Annotated in this window: 15 protein-coding genes; 11 read left to right on the forward strand and 4 right to left on the reverse strand. The window is 42.1% G+C overall.

All coding sequences use genetic code 11. The features are described from left to right. The first annotated feature begins 193 nt into the window (after positions 1 to 193). Together D9603_RS15545 and D9603_RS15550 are read left to right on the forward strand one after the other, a co-directional pair. Positions 194 to 520: a GFA family protein gene (locus tag D9603_RS15545; protein ID WP_241651679.1), complete on the forward strand. Its 327-nt coding sequence runs from the start codon at positions 194 to 196 to the stop codon at positions 518 to 520. 501 nt (positions 521 to 1,021) lie between these two features. Continuing rightward, complete coding sequence (locus tag D9603_RS15550) at positions 1,022 to 2,365, forward strand: DUF2254 domain-containing protein (RefSeq protein ID WP_128731995.1); 1,344 nt, start codon at positions 1,022 to 1,024, stop codon at positions 2,363 to 2,365. A gap of 255 nt (positions 2,366 to 2,620) precedes the next feature. Here the strand turns inward: D9603_RS15550 and D9603_RS15555 are convergent, their stop codons facing one another. Further along, positions 2,621 to 3,403, reverse strand: a complete 783-nt coding sequence (locus tag D9603_RS15555) for a hypothetical protein (protein WP_241651680.1) — start codon at positions 3,401 to 3,403, stop codon at positions 2,621 to 2,623. 636 nt (positions 3,404 to 4,039) lie between these two features. Then, positions 4,040 to 5,113, reverse strand: a complete 1,074-nt coding sequence (locus D9603_RS15560) for an SGNH/GDSL hydrolase family protein (RefSeq protein WP_128731996.1) — start codon at positions 5,111 to 5,113, stop codon at positions 4,040 to 4,042. Positions 5,114 to 5,292: 179 nt separating this feature from the next. On the opposite strand from D9603_RS15560, the gene D9603_RS15565 reads away from it, so the two are divergent. The 3 genes from D9603_RS15565 to D9603_RS15575 all read left to right on the forward strand — a co-directional run bounded on the left by D9603_RS15565 (position 5,293) and on the right by D9603_RS15575 (position 7,418). Next, entirely contained in the window at positions 5,293 to 5,472 is a 180-nt protein-coding gene (locus D9603_RS15565) for a hypothetical protein (RefSeq protein WP_128731997.1), read from the forward strand. Between the two features lie 281 nt (positions 5,473 to 5,753). Next, positions 5,754 to 6,575, forward strand: a complete 822-nt coding sequence (locus D9603_RS15570) for a hypothetical protein (protein ID WP_128731998.1) — start codon at positions 5,754 to 5,756, stop codon at positions 6,573 to 6,575. Between the two features lie 15 nt (positions 6,576 to 6,590). Further along, positions 6,591 to 7,418, forward strand: a complete 828-nt coding sequence (locus D9603_RS15575; RefSeq protein ID WP_128731999.1) for a hypothetical protein — start codon at positions 6,591 to 6,593, stop codon at positions 7,416 to 7,418. 72 nt (positions 7,419 to 7,490) lie between these two features. Here D9603_RS15575 and D9603_RS15580 read toward each other — a convergent pair whose 3' ends face one another. Beyond that, entirely contained in the window at positions 7,491 to 8,873 is a 1,383-nt protein-coding gene (locus tag D9603_RS15580; RefSeq protein ID WP_128732000.1) for an aminotransferase class I/II-fold pyridoxal phosphate-dependent enzyme, read from the reverse strand. Between the two features lie 94 nt (positions 8,874 to 8,967). On the opposite strand from D9603_RS15580, the gene D9603_RS15585 reads away from it, so the two are divergent. The 4 genes from D9603_RS15585 (at position 8,968) to D9603_RS15600 (ending at position 12,567) form a co-directional block, all read left to right on the forward strand. After that, positions 8,968 to 10,368 (forward strand): PLP-dependent aminotransferase family protein, encoded by a 1,401-nt coding sequence (locus D9603_RS15585; RefSeq protein ID WP_128732001.1) that lies wholly within the window; start codon positions 8,968 to 8,970, stop codon positions 10,366 to 10,368. Positions 10,369 to 10,400: 32 nt separating this feature from the next. Continuing rightward, the gene (locus D9603_RS15590) at positions 10,401 to 10,985 is read left to right on the forward strand and encodes a nucleoside deaminase (RefSeq protein WP_128732002.1); all 585 of its coding nucleotides are present in this window, start codon (positions 10,401 to 10,403) and stop codon (positions 10,983 to 10,985) included. A gap of 141 nt (positions 10,986 to 11,126) precedes the next feature. Next, positions 11,127 to 11,891: a transporter substrate-binding domain-containing protein gene (locus D9603_RS15595; RefSeq protein ID WP_217704645.1), complete on the forward strand. Its 765-nt coding sequence runs from the start codon at positions 11,127 to 11,129 to the stop codon at positions 11,889 to 11,891. A gap of 82 nt (positions 11,892 to 11,973) precedes the next feature. Then, the gene (locus tag D9603_RS15600) at positions 11,974 to 12,567 is read left to right on the forward strand and encodes a DUF998 domain-containing protein (RefSeq protein ID WP_128732008.1); all 594 of its coding nucleotides are present in this window, start codon (positions 11,974 to 11,976) and stop codon (positions 12,565 to 12,567) included. On the opposite strand, the gene D9603_RS15605 is transcribed toward D9603_RS15600, so the two are convergent. Next, the gene (locus tag D9603_RS15605) at positions 12,557 to 13,204 is read right to left on the reverse strand and encodes a tRNA (adenine(22)-N(1))-methyltransferase TrmK (protein ID WP_128732003.1); all 648 of its coding nucleotides are present in this window, start codon (positions 13,202 to 13,204) and stop codon (positions 12,557 to 12,559) included. The genes D9603_RS15600 and D9603_RS15605 overlap by 11 nt on opposite strands. A 206-nt stretch (positions 13,205 to 13,410) precedes the next feature. On the opposite strand from D9603_RS15605, the gene D9603_RS15610 reads away from it, so the two are divergent. Together D9603_RS15610 and ovoA are read left to right on the forward strand one after the other, a co-directional pair. Beyond that, positions 13,411 to 14,256 (forward strand): DUF417 family protein, encoded by an 846-nt coding sequence (locus D9603_RS15610; protein WP_128732004.1) that lies wholly within the window; start codon positions 13,411 to 13,413, stop codon positions 14,254 to 14,256. A 397-nt stretch (positions 14,257 to 14,653) separates the two neighbouring features. Then, the gene (gene ovoA, locus D9603_RS15615; RefSeq protein ID WP_128732005.1) at positions 14,654 to 16,759 is read left to right on the forward strand and encodes a 5-histidylcysteine sulfoxide synthase; all 2,106 of its coding nucleotides are present in this window, start codon (positions 14,654 to 14,656) and stop codon (positions 16,757 to 16,759) included. The last annotated feature ends 138 nt before the right edge of the window (positions 16,760 to 16,897 follow it).

The raw sequence follows: 16,897 nt of genomic DNA on the forward strand, positions 1-16,897 counted from the left end.
TTTTTTATGCCTGTATTTTATATCAGTTATTAGCAGCGAAAAGCGCTGCGTAATAACCTGTCGATAAAGATGATGCTCAGGCTGGACTGATCTTGTACTGCCAATCTAAGCATCAAAACAACAATATTCAGAATCGACTAATTATAAAAGGAGGTAATAAAAGGATGGCGGAACGTTTTGTTGGTGGATGTTTATGTGGGCAGATCCGCATTATTGCAATATAGGAGTACCACATAACCCTCATACATGTTCTTGTAAAATGTGCCAGCGGCATAGCGGTGCGTTAACGCTTGCATGGGTGGAATTCGCGCGCGATGAAGTAAGTTGGGATGGAAAAGGTGGAGAGCCCAAATTGTGGCGTTCGTCACAATACTCATCACTTGCTTTTTGTGCTAACTGCGGCAGTACATTGAGTGCTATTGATGATGCGCCAGTAATTGCTTTAGCATTAGGTGTATTTGATACTAATAGTCGTCAATCACTTCAGCCTATATCCCATTCCTACAGTGTCAATACCTGACATAACTGAGTGGTGTGCTCTGTTAAGGTAGCGAAGAAGGTACTCATCGTACCTTCAACTAATGGCACAACAGAGTGCGATATTACCGATGTTACGCTGTTGAACATGGATACTTTAGTTAACTAACTTTGCAGCCTGAGTTAAACTCAAACTTCATCGGAAGACAAGCTGATTTTTTCGCGATGTTTCTATGAGGGTCATACAGACAGCTCGTCAATCCAAGATTAGGCAGATTTTCTTTGGCGTTCACAGGCCTAAATCTGGCTGCTAGAAAGGCATTAATTATCCGCAGCTCAGGGTATTTTACTTAACCTATTGTATCAGCCTTGCTAGGCTAGGTAATACCAGTGTCCTTAATAGATATGTAAATTGAAGGAATAGGTTTGACGTTAATCACGTTAAGCACTTTTCATTTAGGGCCGCTCACTAAATAAGCTTCTCTTGCCTCAAAATAGATGGCAGGGTTAAGCTAATTGGAACCTTCAAGTGTAAAGGATAGCCATGTTCACACCTCGCAAGTTGGCCGAAAATTATCGAGAACTGGTAAGTAGTATCGGTTTTTACCCCTCTTTACTAGCTATTACTTTCTTTATTTTTGCGTTAATTACCACAGCTATTGAGTATGCAGCTCCTATTCGTGACTTCAAGGCGTTTATTGGAATTGTACTGGTCGACAGTGAAGAAAATGCTCGTACAATTTTAAGTACACTCGTTGGTAGTATTATTTCGTTGACGGTATTTAGCTTTTCTATGGTGATGATTGTGCTTAACAATGCTAGCGCAGGGTTGTCACCTAGAGTTTTACCCGGTCTGATTACCAGAAAGTCTCATCAGTTGGTACTGGGGTTTTATCTCGGAAGTATTATTTATGCCATTATCATGCTGATAAATATTCGTGGTATGGGCAATGGTGAAACCGGGATCCCCGCGTTGGGTGTCCTCTTTTCACTGCTTTTTGGTCTGCTCTCTTTAGGCTTTTTTGTGTTTTTTATCCACTCAATATCCCGAGCTATTCAGGTTGATAATGTACTCAATGACTTATTTAAGAATACCAAAAATGAAATGCGGCATATTGTTACCAAACAGCAAGAGCAACCTATTGAGCAATTTCCTGATTTTTCTGGCTGGTATCATTTACCTAGTACAGAGGAAGGATACTTTAAGGGGGTGCACAGCGATAAACTGTGTCAATTATGCGAGCAGCATGAGTTAAAAATATATATTGCAGTGAAGCAGGGGTTTTTTACCGTTAAAGGTTACCCATTTCTCAAGTGCGATAAAGATCTCAGTGCGCAGGAAGCATTACGTAATGCGTTACTTAGCTGCTTTATTTTTTATGTTGAAGAATATATCAGTGACCACTATCGCTATGGTTTAACACAAATCTCAGAGATTGCAGTGAAAGCTATGAGCCCTGGGATTAATGATCCTGGCACGGCGGTAAAGGCGATTGATATGCTGAGCATTTTACTTATCCAACGTTTAGATATTTATGATGTTAATTACTCCTTGAAACACGCTAAACATGAACCACTTTTATATATTCATGAAGCGTCTTTTGATGAGCTACTGCATGACAACTTTACTCCAATTAGAAACTATGCGAAGTCAGACGGCTACGTTATGGTCAATGTATTGGAAGCATTTAAAAATATCCTTTTTCGTTCTAGCGGCAATCGACAAGCAACTGAAAGTTTATTCAAGTACTTAGAGGCCATCGTCGATGATGTCCGAGGTACTATTACCAATCCATTTGATCGACAACGAATCGTTGAAATGGTCGAAGCCATTAAGAAAATCGGTGGCGCAAGGGGAGAAGCGCTTATTATCCAGTTTAAACAATAACAAGCGCAAATCAGTTTCGTTAACCTTAGCTGTGGATAATGAATGCCTTTCTAGCAGCCTGCTTTAGCGCTAACTGCGTTAATTCACTTCCAATAGCGGGCTATTGGTGTATAAACTCTCCTTGCCGAAAAGGTGTTGGCACCTTAGCGAGAGCAGAATGCGGTGTTTTCTCTAAAATTCTCTGGCTAAACAAGGAAAAGGTAAGCTGTGCTTTAGCAACAACAAGTTGGAACATTCTTTGATCCAAACATCAGGTTAGTTAAGCGCAAGCTTAGCAAGACTTGCGGCGATAGCAGAAAGGGAGAGTAATCGTAATAAAATGATAGCGATATCTGAACTGCCACCTGCAGATGTATTGCGATAAACTAAGGGATAGTCGAAAAATACCATTAAGTAGAGTAAGTCGAAAAGGCCGATTCTGGTGCCATTGAGCTCTACTTTTGTTCCATCTTTTAATAAGATTTCAGCAAAGCATAAATTGGCAGTAGTTTTAAGTTTCCCACTTTTTTTGTCCTGTAACAATAAATAGTGAAAAACAACCTCGCTAATGTTTTCTCTGGCAATTTTTTGCGTGCCACTTACCCTTCCTTTGATTGCTTGAGATGAGATAGTTAACTGCTCTTTTGATACATCCATAACCCATTGAGAACCAAACCCGAACTTTTTATACAGCATGACTCTTTTGGTAAAAAAGATAATTAAAAATGCGAATAGACATGCTGGAAAAGCAATATAGCGTGGGTATGCTCCATCAACAACCGACGCTGTGATAGCTAAGGCAAAGACTAGTAAGGCAAATAAAAACTCAGCGCGACCACTTAGCATACCCAGAGCAGCTATAGAATTGAGCGACACTTCAGACTTATCAGTCAATTCGTTTTTGTTTTTTAATGAAACGTATTTGAACCAAACTTTATCCGTCAGTGATAAGTCTAGTGTGTGCTTGGCTAATGACATTTGGCACCTCCTTGATGTTAATAAAAGCAATACTTTTACGCCATTTATATCGTATTTCCATGAAACTTGGAAACTTTTCATATTATCGCGTTGTCTTGAGGACAATAAATTGACAGTTTCTAGACCATCAACTGGTACATGTGTAGGAAAGCGATAGGTATAGTCCAAAAGCTAAAGAATCACGCTTCTGTGATGGCGGGCGAATTTTTTAATATGTTCCAAATTGCAGAAAAAATTGAATCAGAGTTAGTAGAGGCTTGCAACTTTCCTGCCTTTATCTCGAACCATAAAAGATATAAGTGGTGCGATAAGTTATTTTTATGGATATCTTGAAAATCAAAGCCTTGCCGCTGTCATTGAAGTTACTATTTTTAAATAATACTAGAAGTAGATAGTCTGACCGTTGACCCCCATTATTTTCGTATAGGGGTCGCTGGTAAATTGCTGTATTTTGTATAGCAACGTTTGATACCGAAAAGTTATTGTTGAGACAACAACGACAAACGTACATACCATAAAGCTGCACCACCAACATGACTTTGTCGAGTACAAACAAATCTATAAAATATACTGCGGTTGTGCAAAGGGGCAAGTACACGTCACTGCCCCTAGTGTTTCGGTGCAACGTCAACAATCAGTTGAAATATACCTTGATTAGTATCCCCTGATTTTGTCGCTAAACATTCAGTATTAACCAAATGAACAGTACCTTTTTAACTACATTAACCGCATTTGTTTAATAAAGGTGGTAAGGTCATCAGCTATATTTTGATGCTCTGTGGCGGTTGGATGCCAAATACAACCCTCTAAAGGGGTATCAAAGACGTGACTAAACAACATAGACATGTTTTGCTGCTTGAGTCTTGCTATTGCCTCATTCGTTGCTGGAATAATAAAGTTATACGGGTAGGCAGGGCGTGGCATATAAATAATGGGCACAGCAGGGTAGCGGGCTCGTAACTGTTTAGTAAATGCAACCATAGTGTCCACCCATTGTGTTTTAACCTCTGAGATATTCTCCCATGGCTCGTTAGGGGTTGGATCGGTACTAAAGTCATTAGTACCCACTTCAATTACAATGAGTTGAGGAAATTTATCTTCAAAGCTGCTGTCATCAGTAAATACAGCAGACATTTTATCATAGTAGTGTGTCAGCGTATGATGAGGCTGGTTGCCTCCCCAATTTCGGATCAAACCTAGGCCAGAATATGAAACTTGGGTGAAACTTGCATTCAACTGCTGAGCACTTATATAGGGAAATGCGTGGCGCGCATTACTTAAGTCGACAATTTCACTCCATTCACATTGCCTTTGGGTAGATTCACTACCAAATCCAGCGCTAATTGAATCGCCAATAAACAAAATGTGAGGCTTAGCCGTTTGTATTGGTGTTAATCTTCCTTCTACGTCGACACTCACGATTTGTGCATTATTTGAATAGTTTTCCCAGCGTTTGACCAACTTAATGATAACGGTTTCTTCTGTGGTACTTTCAAAAAGCGTAAAAGTTTGAGTAGCGCCACTGGGATCCGTCAGTAATTTTTTCGAGAACTCTCCATTGATCAATACGTCAAATTGGTCGCCGAAACCCTTTAGTGCAATATGAAAAGCCCGGCCGGTCAACTTTGTGTGAAGCTGTGTGCCTGGCCAGTTAAAACTGACATGCCCATTTTCATAGTTTTTATTAACACGCCCTTCATAGTGAATAGCGTGGTGTGTTGCGCTGAGCGATGAGGCAACTGCGAGATTTAGGGATGCAATCGCAGCGACAGTCATTAAGGTTTTAAACATGTTGTATTCCTTGTGAAATTATTCGCCTATTACTGTAACTGCTTTGTGTTTATTTTTGAGTGGTGAAGAGGTTGAATTTTATTCAACTGAGCTTGCTTTTTTGTACCTGAAATATGGTATAAATCCATCTGTTGTTGCAGGTTAGCTTGTATTGACGCAGATCCGATAAGGAGTTTAGGATGTTAGGGGGAATATTACTCAATGTATTAGTGACACTGTTGATTGTCACATCATTGGCTTGGACACTTTTCCATTGGAAAGTCGTTTTACTGGGTGTACAAAAAATAGCAGTAATAGCTTTTATCAGCTGGGTCGAGCAGCGTGGTGGTTTATCATTTTTATCCACCCTGTATTATTAGTTGGCATTTGGTTTTTGGCGCTCAACTTAAGTATGTTGATCTTTTGCCTGATAGTGGTGCATGGCGCGTTTGGACGTATTTTTGCTACCAATATTGACGCGCGTTAACTGCCATGTAACGCTACAAAATTGCACGAGTGATAAGTAATATTAAAAATATCATAGCGCTTGAAATACAGCTACACTAAGACCTATTGATGTTGTCAGCTTTTTGACAAAGCTGACTGCTCTCAAACACAATATAAAAATAACATCAGCCAAATCATGCTCTAAGGAACGATTATGCCAAACTCGCAACCCGGTACTGTACTAAGTAATGCACAAATAAGAGCGGCAGCCTTAACCACAACAAATACCAATGAAGTACCTGCTACCAAGCAGTTTGCCGTCAATGCTACCGGTAATTTATTTATCGCAAGCACGCTCAATAGCACAGCAGGTGGCAGTGTGTTGCCACAAGAAGCTGAAAGTGCCTTTGGTGAGGTGAGTGTGTTTTTTGCCGCACTCACTAAAGCCATGGCGCAGGCAGGAACTAGCTTGTATGACTATGATGCGCTGAATAAATTGGTGTCAAGCTCGGGGCTGTTTGTCAAAGTGACAGAGAGCAATATCGAGTTTGAAAGCAAGCAAAGCGGTGTAACTTTATCGGGTCAACTTATCCAAACCTTATTGGGGCTCAGTGGTAACCTTGCCTCTATCGGTAAGTCGTTGATGGATATGATAGCGGGTATGGGGCAGGCCTCGGTCAGTATTAGTGCAAACTCAGATAGTCAGGACAAAAAGGTCGGCACCATTATTTTTGTGTGTGAATATTTGCTTGGCGCTATTTCTATCTCACCAATTATTATCTCTGCGGATGCAAGTGATGTTAAATCTATTTGGCAAGCGGGTCCCTGTTTAAAAGGCGGTCATACAGAAATACAATTGACGCTCTGCAAGTCAGTCTATTTATTTGTGCCCCCCGCTTTTGTAAAACAGGCGGCGTCGTTGAATGAAGCAATGTCAGATCCTGAATTTAATAATCTGATTGAGTCTATGCGTAGCGTGATTGCGCCGCCTTCAAAAAGCGCTCCTGTGGACAACGCGGCTAAAAAGGGCAACTAATTTTGGGAGAAAGCAATGTTCTCAAAATGGTTTAGTAAAACAGCGCCGCCGATACAGGCAACACAGCAACCAATTTACACGCCAATCACTAAACATTATGTGTTTAATGAAACGGGTAACATTATGTTATGCGCAACGGCAGATAGCATTCAAAGCTTTGACGTCGACTTAAAGAGTGCGTTTGTTGATATTAGTGTGTTTTTTGCTGCCATGACAAAGGCGGTCACATCAACTATAAATCCAGTGACTGGGAAACCATTTTCGATATTTAACTATCAAGCGGTAAAAAATATCTTGGCCGGATCCGGTTTGTTTATAGAGACAAACGTGGAAGAAGGAACCTTCAGCCATGATGGTGTGGGAAGCTCTCTTGGAAAAGCCTTGTTCCAGCATATTTTGAATCGAGAGTTTTCTGAAAAACAATTACCCTTTGCGAAGTCGATGTTTAATGGCATGCAGTACCAAAGCGCAAGGGCGGCAGAGCAATCTTCCATGTCTGAAGAGCAGAAAAAATTATGCCGCAGCGGCAGCATTTTCTTTATCGGTGAATTATTAATGGGAGTGCCGCAAACGTCGGCTATTTTGTTGAGCATTGAGCCACAAAGTGTTGCAGACACACTCTCTGACACGAAAAGTGACTGGCAGGATTTGTTTTCATTGGTTGGGCTAGATGAAACAAGGCATCAAGCAAAGCACATTGTACGCCACTGGAAATTTAAAAAACGTACTTACTTGTTTGTCCCACCTCAGTTTATTGCTCACGGTGTGGCAGGGCTTGGAGATCTAGCCAACGCTGATTTTGAAGAGTATAGCCGCACATTAGCACAGAGCATCTCTAAATAATCTGAGCAAAAAAACGAGAGTTAGCCCATTCCTTATCCAAGCTTCAGGTTAAATAACCCGAGCAAATTGGTATTAAAGTGCTTTGATTATCTCAGTTAAGGCGCTTTTTGCTATATCTAAATCAACTTGCTCAGTTTGCCAATTGCTCAAGGCTGCGCGGATCACCTTTTGCCCTTGCCAGCTACCCGGGCTGACAAAAATGCGGCCATCTGCGTTAATTGCTTGGAGTAATCGTTTGGTGGCGCTATCGTCTTGACCTTTAGGTTTGAATAACACCACGTTGAGCTTGCCGTAGTACACCAATTCATAGTCAGGTGAGCATGCAAACCAGTCAGAAAGTTGCTGGGCTTGGTCGATATTCTTACCCACCCATTGGCGAATGCCCTGTTTACCGTAAGCAAGTAACGACATCCACACCGGCAGCGCTCTAAAGCGACGCGAGTTCTCGACCCCCATTGAAAAGAAATCAGGCTCACACTTTGAGGTGACTAAATAAGGTGCTGGCACGTCACAGCTGGCAACTAAATAGTCAAGATGGCGAGTTAAAAACACACCACAGTCGTATGGGACATTGAGCCACTTATGGGCATCAAGGGTAATGCTGTCAGCCAGCTCAATCCCTTTAGTACGGCCATTTGCGCCATTGATAATTCGCTCAAAAATACCAAAGGCGGCATCGACGTGGAGCCAAGCTTGATGTTTGTCGCATAAGGCGCGGATTTGTATTAAGTCATCAAAATCCGTTCCTGTCACGGTAGCGGCACTGGCGATCACAATCTTGCTTTTAGCTTGACTGTTGTCTAATGCTAATTCTAGTGCGCGGATATCGGTGGCTTCATTACTTGGCTGAGTTTTTATACGAATAAGTTGATTGCGCCCAAGTCCTGCCAGGCCTAATGCTTTCAACATGCTGGCATGTGGAGTTGCGCAAAAGACGGCAACATCTAAATCAAACACACCATCTTCTGCGACATTAATACCTTGCTGGTGGCCTGCAAATTGCCTAGCGACAACTGCCCCTAAATAGTTGGCAGCAGTTGCTCCTGTGGTAAAAAGGCCATCAAAACTTGAAGGTAGCTCAAATAATTCGGTTAGCCAGCGAATGGTTTGCTTTTCAATATTCGTCGCAATAGAGCCATCACCTTTAGACACATTTTGGTCATAGGTCGAGACCAACCAATCGGCAAAAGTGGCAATTGGGGTTGCTCCACCTGTAACAAATCCCCAATATCTCGGTCCTGTACTGACACTTAGATTTGGAACTACGTGTTCACTGAATTGTTTAACAAGGTTCTCAATTGTCATGCCGGAGTCACTCAGACAGAGCTCAGGCGGCGCAATATTTTGTCCTGCGACGGGTCGGTTATTACTTGATTCAATAAATGCAGTGGCGAGTTCCGAAAATGCAGAGAGTAACTGCGGCAATTCATGCCATGCTTTTGGTGCTGCTTTCATGTGTATTCCTAGTGTGAAACGGTTACTGGAATTTTAGTGTAACTTACGCAAAAATAAGGTACAGATACAAAAAAGTGAAAGTGTAGGGGTACAGATGGCGAGAAAGTTTATCGCTTTGAGTGAACTGGTGATTACTGACATCAACAATGGTGTGCGTCAGCAGGGAGAAAAAATGACTTCACTTCGCACGTTTGCAAGTCAACATAAGGTGAGTATGAGTACCGCCATACGAACGTATGAAGAGTTACAGGATAAAGGTTTTTTGGTCGCGCAGGCCAAGTCTGGGTTCTATATATGCAAACCGAGTTATACAAATAATCATATTGATTTTGCTCAATTTAATAGTGAAATCAAGCCGCCCAAGCGTATAGGTGATAGCGCTTCTCTCACTCTAAATACGATGCTGTCTACCGCACAGGTAACTCCGGAATTTATGCCAACTCAGCGGCTCACCAAATTCGTGAAACAGGCTTTTGACTCACCGCAACTTCACCACTTTCATTACCCAAATGCAAAAGGGCTTACGGCATTAAAAGACAGTATAGAAAACCACTTTAAGCAAAAAGGCTTGGCAATAAAATCAGAACAACTTGTCGTGACCAGTGGTTGTATTCAAGCTGTCATGGCTGCGCTCAAAGCGGTAACGGTGGCGGGGGATTGTGTGGTGGTATCATCTCCTTGCTATCAAGGTTTGTTGCAATTACTCGGTGCGTTGGGACTCAACGTGATTGAAATTCCGTCGACCCCTGAGGGACTAGATCTAGCAGAGCTTGAGCGTGTGGTGAAGGAACTGCCTGTCTCCGCGTGCTTGATCACCGCAAATCATCAAAACCCAACTGGGCATAATCTATCTATTACACAGAAGAAATGGTTGGCACAGTTTGCCAGTGACAATCAGCTTGTCATTATAGAAGATGATGTGTTTGGTGAGCTTAGTCACAACCATACAATGCCATTGCCCATCAAAGCGTGGGACAAAGACGGCTATGTGATCTGGTGCAGCTCGGTATCGAAAACTTTAGCACCGGGTTTGCAGGTAGGGTGGTGTGAAGCTGGGCGTTACAAAAATCAAGTAAGTAGAGTTTTACAAGCATTCCATGGGATCCCAAATCCTTGCTTACAATTAGCGGTGTCACGTTTTATCGAAACCGGACATTATCAACGTCACTTGAGAGAGCTCAATCGAGTGCTTGCATCACAATGCCACGCGTATCGAGACTATCTGAAGTTACATTTACCGAGTACGTGCAAAATTTCATCGCCACGAGGCGGAATGGCGCTTTGGTTAAAATTGCCTAATATTGACTGTGAGCAACTGGTCGTATATATGGCAACACTCGGTGTGGAAATACGTCCTGGTAGCGCTTTTACTAGTCGAGATTTATACCAAGATCATCTTCGTATAAATTGTGGTTGGCCACTGGCGCAGGTAAGACCCTGGTTAGATAAGTTATGTGACTATGTCCTCCATAATTTTGCCAAATTACCGCGTTAGGATATGGCTAAAATTACAAGGAAAAAATACAGATGACATCATTACTTAATGCGAACTCAACTATCACGCAAGCAGTACTTAACGCAATTGCACATATGCCGACTCAAAGTCTTGGGGTATTAATCAATGATGAGTTGGCTCGTAAGTTTGAAGATAGTGATTTTATGCGTATAGCCGTGTTACTCGCACAAAAAAGCTATGATGAGGGGGGATGTCCAATTGGCGCTGTGATTGTTGACAACAATACGAATCAAATTGTTGGTAAAGGACACAACACCTTGGTGCAAGAGAGCCACCCCTACAATCATGGTGAAACCTCAGCGATTAGAGATGCAGGCCGTATGGACTTTAGCAAAACAACCTTGTTTACCAGCCTCAGTCCTTGTGATGTGTGTGCTACTTTACTCTATATGCGTGGCTTCCAACGTGTAGTAGTTGGAGATATTACCAACGCATCAGGCAATGAGCCATTATTAGAAAGTAAAGGCGTGCAGGTGGATATTCTCGAAGATCAGCAGGGGATTGAACTGTATGGGCGGTTTCGTGCCGAAAAGCCAAATCAAGATCTAGAAGATTGGCAAGGAGTGGCCGCAGTAAAAAGCGCAAGTAGTGAGTAGTCGCTGATGTTAAAAAGGGACAGTGTGAAGGTGTTATGCTTTATGCTGGTTGGATGAGCAATGTTAGGGTTCACTCTAAATTGAATTATAAGGTGAATACAGGCACACTGATGATATGATTATTCAGCTTATAGAGATAAAATGACTCGGGTCGCATTATTGCTTATCGCGCTGTTTGTTTCGGCTCAATGTATAGCACAGAATCGCGCTGTGGTTCGTTTTGTGGCCGAAGATTTGCCTCCTTATCATTTTATTAACGCTGAAGGTAAAGCGGATGGTGGTTTAGTTGTCCTTGCTCAAGCACTTGCAGCACAGGCGAATTTAGTTGCTGAAATAGAAATAATGCCGATGGCTAGAGTGCGTCATCAATTTGAAAGTCAGTCAAATGTAGCGCTGTTATCTTGGTTAAAAACCCCCACTCGTGAGATGCACTTTAGATTTTTGGGGACTATGTGCCATGCGTCTGCTTCGCTCATAGGACTAAAAAAGTCACCAACACTTATCCAAAATCTGAATGCCGCGAAACGCTACCGAACTGGCACAATTCGGGGCTATTATAGCGAGACATTTCTTAAACAACATGGTTTTACTGAAGGGTATGAATTAGTACTAGTATCGAATTATGAAAGCCTGTGGAACCTTTTGTTTAAAGGGCGAATTGATTTTGTCTTAACGAATACTCTAACGTTAGAAAAAGAGCTGAGCGCCTTAGAGTTGGATCCTTCAGCGATTGAGCATAAGCTTATCTTAGCGCAGTTTCCAAGTGAGCTGGCGCTTGCTGTAAATGCAAAGTTTCCAGATGACTTAGCAAAACGTTTGCAAGACTCGTTGGCAGAGCTTCGTCAAAATGGCCAACAGCAGGCTATCCTTGAAAAGTGGAAAATACGTTCAGTAAATTCGCATTAATCTTAAATATAAGAAGATTGTTTGTTATTACATTTAGTATAGAATGGATGACGCGAGATGTTATGTTGCAGGGATAGATAAAGTGTATCAAGAATGGATGAGCTACTTAGGTGTGGTAGCAAGCGTATGGTTTTTTGCTGGTGTATACCTAGCTGCCAAGCGTTACCCTGATTATAGTCATGTTAATCAATTTTGTAGTGAACTAGGGGCCTGTGGTAGTCCAACACAGGACTTATCACCAAGAGTTAATAATTATCCACTAGCTTTGATATTTTGCGGTTTTGGTTTTTATGTGATCTCATATCCACAGGGCAATTGGGCACTTGACAGCATCGGCGTATTAATTATGTGCCACGGTATAGCAACAGCGGTAGCGGGGGTTTTTCCGATGGACGCTGATCCATATACAACAACTCCAAGTCAGGCATGTAATATTCATTCATGGGCTGGGGTTGTCATGTTGCTAAGTTTACTTATTGCACCATTGTTGGTGTGGTTTGTAACCCCGCTTGAAAAAGGCTTTGCGTGGTTTTCTACGGCGTGTGTACTGATGTGCATTGGTTTTAGCTTCAAGTTGGCAAAAGCCTACAAGCTAAAGCGCGGCGTAGGCTTGTATCAGCGCCTCAGTTACGGTGCTCAATTAGTGTGGTTAAGTGCGTTAGCCGTTATATTTTAACTTTCTGGTACGCCGCTAAAACAGCCTGCGCTTCAGGTTTACCTTTTGCGACGCGGGTATAGTGAGTTTGGACTTTTGCTAAATAGCGTGCTGATAGTTCCCCTTGCTGCCAAATTGCATCACCTAGAGTAGTAATCATGCTGCCCGTTTTATACGTGCTCAGGTAAAGCACTTCGTAGATCCGGTTATTCTCTTCCACAAGCCGCTCTTCTACCACATTTAAGTTTAGGGTTTGTAGCGTGTTTCTCAGTGTATATTGGTGGTGCACTGGACAGAGTAAAAAATCAATATGATTATCGTAATTGGCACAAATATCCCGCATCAAGTTAGCCGTTAAATCGCCACCAACGCCTGCGATAATAACCAATTGCCTACCGTGATGTTGGGCGAGTGGTAGCTTGGCAACATCGAGAGCGTATAGGCTATAGCGTGAGACTTGAGTGTCAAAAAAACGCTGTAAGTTGCTTTTTACTTTGTCAATGAGTTCAGGCACTACATCTACGAAGTGGATATGTGCTTCACTCGAGAGCAAAAACTGTGCACCTAATTGACCATGGTCGCAGCAGCAATCCCAAATATGTTGATAGTCTTTATCGACAATATCGTGCAGAGCTTGTAAACGTTTTCCTAACTTCAAATGCGTACCTATTCAATGCGAGAATAATGATGTTCAGTATTATACCGACTTGCTTAATAAAGTGTTCGACTTTGAGTAAGAACCTTTTGATTTATATCGGTGCACAGCTCAATTCAAGCGCGGTATAGCCATCATCTATATAAAAAAGTGAATGAACTTTTTCATATCTAAGGTCTAGTATGCAATAGCAGATGAAGAGGTTGGATATGTATTCCAAAACAGTTGATTATTCCGTTGCAAGCTTATTGGTGGTGAGCTTAGTGTTGCTTGGTATTTCATTTTTATTTGGTGCTGGTGCCAATTCGGTATCGAGTGCATTTGATTTTTATGGTCTCACCGATGTCATGCCTATATCTAACCTAGGGATGTTATCTGGCGTTGTATTAATGGTAACTAGTGGTTTTGTGGTGTTGCACCAAAGCAAGAGCATCGCAGCGCCTCTGCCACTGGCCGCGATAGCAGTTGTGTGCTTGTTCACTTTAGTCACTTTGTTTGCTGATAATCGTTGGATAGCTGCACATGGTGGGTTCCCAGTTATTGGCTCAGGGCAGGGAGTCATAAAATATTTTGCTCTCTTACCTATTGCTCTTTTTCTTTATTGTCGCCATCAGCTGAGTAAAAAGACGTTAATTTGGTGGAACTATTTCCCAGTCGCTTTGGTATTATTTTGGATTGGTGGAATGAAGTTCCTTGAGCTTGAAGCCAAAGCCATTGTTCCCTTAGTTGAAACTTCACCTTTTATGTCTTGGATGTATGAGTTATTTACCGTTCAAGAAGCTTCAAATGTAATCGGTATATACGACCTCTTGATGGCGATACTGTTGGGAATTGGTATTTGGTTTAATTATCGGCCACTGCTTATCGTCGCTTGGCTTGGCTGTATCGCGGTGTTTGTGATGACACAGACCTTTCTATTTACAGCGATGGGGGCATTGAGTGACACGAGCTTACTGACGGGACTTGGGCAGTTTGTGATCAAAGATCTGTGGTTTATTGCAAATATGCTCATTATTGCTTATCTCACCTTCGATCACCGTCAAAATGAACAGTAAGGTGTGACAGCGATTCATCGTTTGGATGTTGTAAAGAAGTGGTTTAGACGGCCACTTTTTTACTTTCTAGGGGAGCTGTTGGGCACAAGTGCTGTTGTGTTAATTTTTTTATAAAAATAAGCCCGTCGGCAGTGAAAATTAAATGTGAATAAGTTAAGGTCATAAAAAGTTTATTTGTGTGGTCTAAGCTTCATGGACGTACGTATAGACCTCATTCATCGAGCTTAACCATCGCTGAGTGCTGTGTAGCTGGCGTACAACATAGCGAAAATCCAAACTATATGGGTGTGCTATGTATTAGCGACACTGTGCGGTGAGAGGTTATCGGTAAAAGATTAAGAGCTGCATGCAGCGACATTGTGTGTACCTGGTTAGCAAGTTTAAAGAAGATTATTTTATGGAAAGACCAAATACATTAAAGCCGATCTGGCTTTCGGGTGATGATGTGGCGAAGAAGCGCGCACAAATTAAGGCGTACTTCAACAATAGCTGGCAACAATACGAATCCTTATTTAGCAATATCAACAATGATGACGCGTACTTTGTAAAAGCGGAAAGGTTAAGACACCCACTAATTTTTTATTTTGGTCACACAGCTTGTTTTTACATCAATAAATTGATGTTAGGAAAATACATAAATCAGCGCCTTAATCCGCATATTGAGTCTACTTGTGCTGTTGGTGTAGATGAAATGTCTTGGGACGACCTTGATAGTAATAACTATGATTGGCCAAGTGTTGATGAAGTGAGAGCTTATCGGCAGCAGGTTAATACGTTGATTAATACACTTATCGATTCAATGGATATCAGTTTACCTATCACACAAGACAGCCTTGCTTGGGTGATTTTAATGGGAATTGAACATGAGCGTATTCACCTTGAAACTTCTTCTGTAATAATCCGCATGTTACCGCTAGCTGATTTAACACTCCAGCCCGGTTGGAGTGCGTGTGACGAGCATGGCGATGCGCCGGAAAATGCTTTGGTTCCTGTGGCGGGAACCGATATTCGCCTAGGCAAGCCTGAGTCAAACCAAACGTACGGGTGGGATAACGAATATGGCGTACAAGACGTTAACGTCGCGCCTTTCAAAGCCAGTAAATACTTGGTTTCGAATCAAGAGTTTTTAGCATTTGTTGAAGCCGGTGGTTACAAAAGCCCAGAGTTTTGGACTGACGAGGGCAAAAAGTGGTTGGCGTCAACAAAATCAACAATGCCACGTTTTTGGCTTTCAAAAGAAGGGAGCTATTGGCAGCGTAACTTGGCACAAGAGATCCCGCTTCCGCTCAATTGGCCGGTAGAGGTAAATTATCTTGAAGCCAAAGCATTTTGTAATTGGAAATCAGCTCAAAGCGAATCTCATGTACGTTTGCCAACAGAAGCTGAGTGGCAGGTACTTCGTGACAAGTTAGATACCGATCTGCCTACATGGAGCGAAGCGCCTGGCAATATCAACCTTGAAGTGAGTGCTTCAAGTTGCCCAGTTAACCGTTTTGAAACGGCAGGTTTATTCGACATTATTGGTAATGTCTGGCAATGGACTGAAAGTCCGATTGATGCGTTTACCGGTTTCAAAGTGCACCCTTTGTATGATGACTTTTCGACTCCCACTTTTGACGGTAAACACAATTTGATCAAAGGTGGTTCGTGGATCTCAACGGGTAACGAAGCGGTTCGTGATTCTCGCTATGCGTTTAGACGGCACTTCTTCCAGCATGCAGGATTTAGATACATTGAAAGTGACAGTCCAGACGTACCGGTGCAAAAAGTGAACTTATGCGAAATGGACGTGGATGTAGCCAATGACTTACTAAGCCACTACGGTAAACCGGTTATGAATTTTGACAACCCGTTGCAAAGCGTTGTGTCGCACTTAATGAAACACTATCAAGGTCAAACAAATAAAGCACTTGATCTTGGGTGTTCTGTTGGTCGTGCGAGTTTTGAGCTTGCTCAATATTTTAGTCAAGTAGATGGTATTGATTTCACAGCTCGTAATATCCAGCATGCGTTAGCATTAAAAGACGGGACGCCAGTGCGCTTTGCCACAGAAATTGAGGGTGAAATAGTTGACTTTCATGAGGTGTCTACAAAGCAGCTAGGCTTTAACGAACTGAGCGAGCGTATTCATTTTTGTCAGGGAGATGGCCACAACCTTAAGCCACAATTTGCAGATTATGATTTGATTTTGTGTCATCGCTTAGTGGAATACTTATACTCACCTAAAACCTTTTTGAATCAAATTAAATCGCGTTTAAATTCAGGTGGTATTTTGGCTATCAGCTCAGCCTATCAGTGGGACAAATCGTTGACTGAATCAGAAAATTGGCTTGGCGGTTATAAGGTGAGTGGCGAAAATGTCACAGGGCGTGATGGCTTAGAGATTTTGCTAGGCCGAGATTTTGAGTTAGTTGCGCAAGATGAAGTCATGTCTGCCTTTGCTAAAAATGCTCGCAAAGTGGAGCTAGAGCGTTGCCAGCTGACGTTATGGCGACTGAAATAATTAGCGCTAGGCTGGCTTTGAGTCTGCCATTCGCTGTCTAGTGCCGAGCTTAAATGGCAAAGTACGTCAATAAAACATACCAGCCGCTGTGCTGGTATGTTATACCAATTTGACTCAATACTTGCTCAATTTGAAGGA

The organism is Pseudoalteromonas sp. PS5 (assembly GCF_004103255.1).
GTDB lineage: Bacteria > Pseudomonadota > Gammaproteobacteria > Enterobacterales > Alteromonadaceae > Pseudoalteromonas > Pseudoalteromonas peptidolytica.

What these genes read in the sequence shown, in the direction of transcription:
- D9603_RS15560 (WP_128731996.1), bottom strand. Translation starts at nt 5,113, where the DNA reads ATGTTTAAAACCTTAATGACTGTCGCTGCGATTGCATCCCTAAATCTC.
- D9603_RS15580 (WP_128732000.1), bottom strand. Translation starts at nt 8,873, where the DNA reads ATGAAAGCAGCACCAAAAGCATGGCATGAATTGCCGCAGTTACTCTCT.
- D9603_RS15570 (WP_128731998.1), top strand. Translation starts at nt 5,754, where the DNA reads ATGCCAAACTCGCAACCCGGTACTGTACTAAGTAATGCACAAATAAGA.
- D9603_RS15550 (WP_128731995.1), top strand. Translation starts at nt 1,022, where the DNA reads ATGTTCACACCTCGCAAGTTGGCCGAAAATTATCGAGAACTGGTAAGT.
- D9603_RS15590 (WP_128732002.1), top strand. Translation starts at nt 10,401, where the DNA reads ATGACATCATTACTTAATGCGAACTCAACTATCACGCAAGCAGTACTT.
- ovoA (WP_128732005.1), top strand. Translation starts at nt 14,654, where the DNA reads ATGGAAAGACCAAATACATTAAAGCCGATCTGGCTTTCGGGTGATGAT.
- D9603_RS15585 (WP_128732001.1), top strand. Translation starts at nt 8,968, where the DNA reads ATGGCGAGAAAGTTTATCGCTTTGAGTGAACTGGTGATTACTGACATC.
- D9603_RS15610 (WP_128732004.1), top strand. Translation starts at nt 13,411, where the DNA reads ATGTATTCCAAAACAGTTGATTATTCCGTTGCAAGCTTATTGGTGGTG.
- D9603_RS15595 (WP_217704645.1), top strand. Translation starts at nt 11,127, where the DNA reads ATGACTCGGGTCGCATTATTGCTTATCGCGCTGTTTGTTTCGGCTCAA.
- D9603_RS15555 (WP_241651680.1), bottom strand. Translation starts at nt 3,403, where the DNA reads ATGAAAAGTTTCCAAGTTTCATGGAAATACGATATAAATGGCGTAAAA.
- D9603_RS15575 (WP_128731999.1), top strand. Translation starts at nt 6,591, where the DNA reads ATGTTCTCAAAATGGTTTAGTAAAACAGCGCCGCCGATACAGGCAACA.
- D9603_RS15565 (WP_128731997.1), top strand. Translation starts at nt 5,293, where the DNA reads ATGTTAGGGGGAATATTACTCAATGTATTAGTGACACTGTTGATTGTC.
- D9603_RS15545 (WP_241651679.1), top strand. Translation starts at nt 194, where the DNA reads ATGTGGGCAGATCCGCATTATTGCAATATAGGAGTACCACATAACCCT.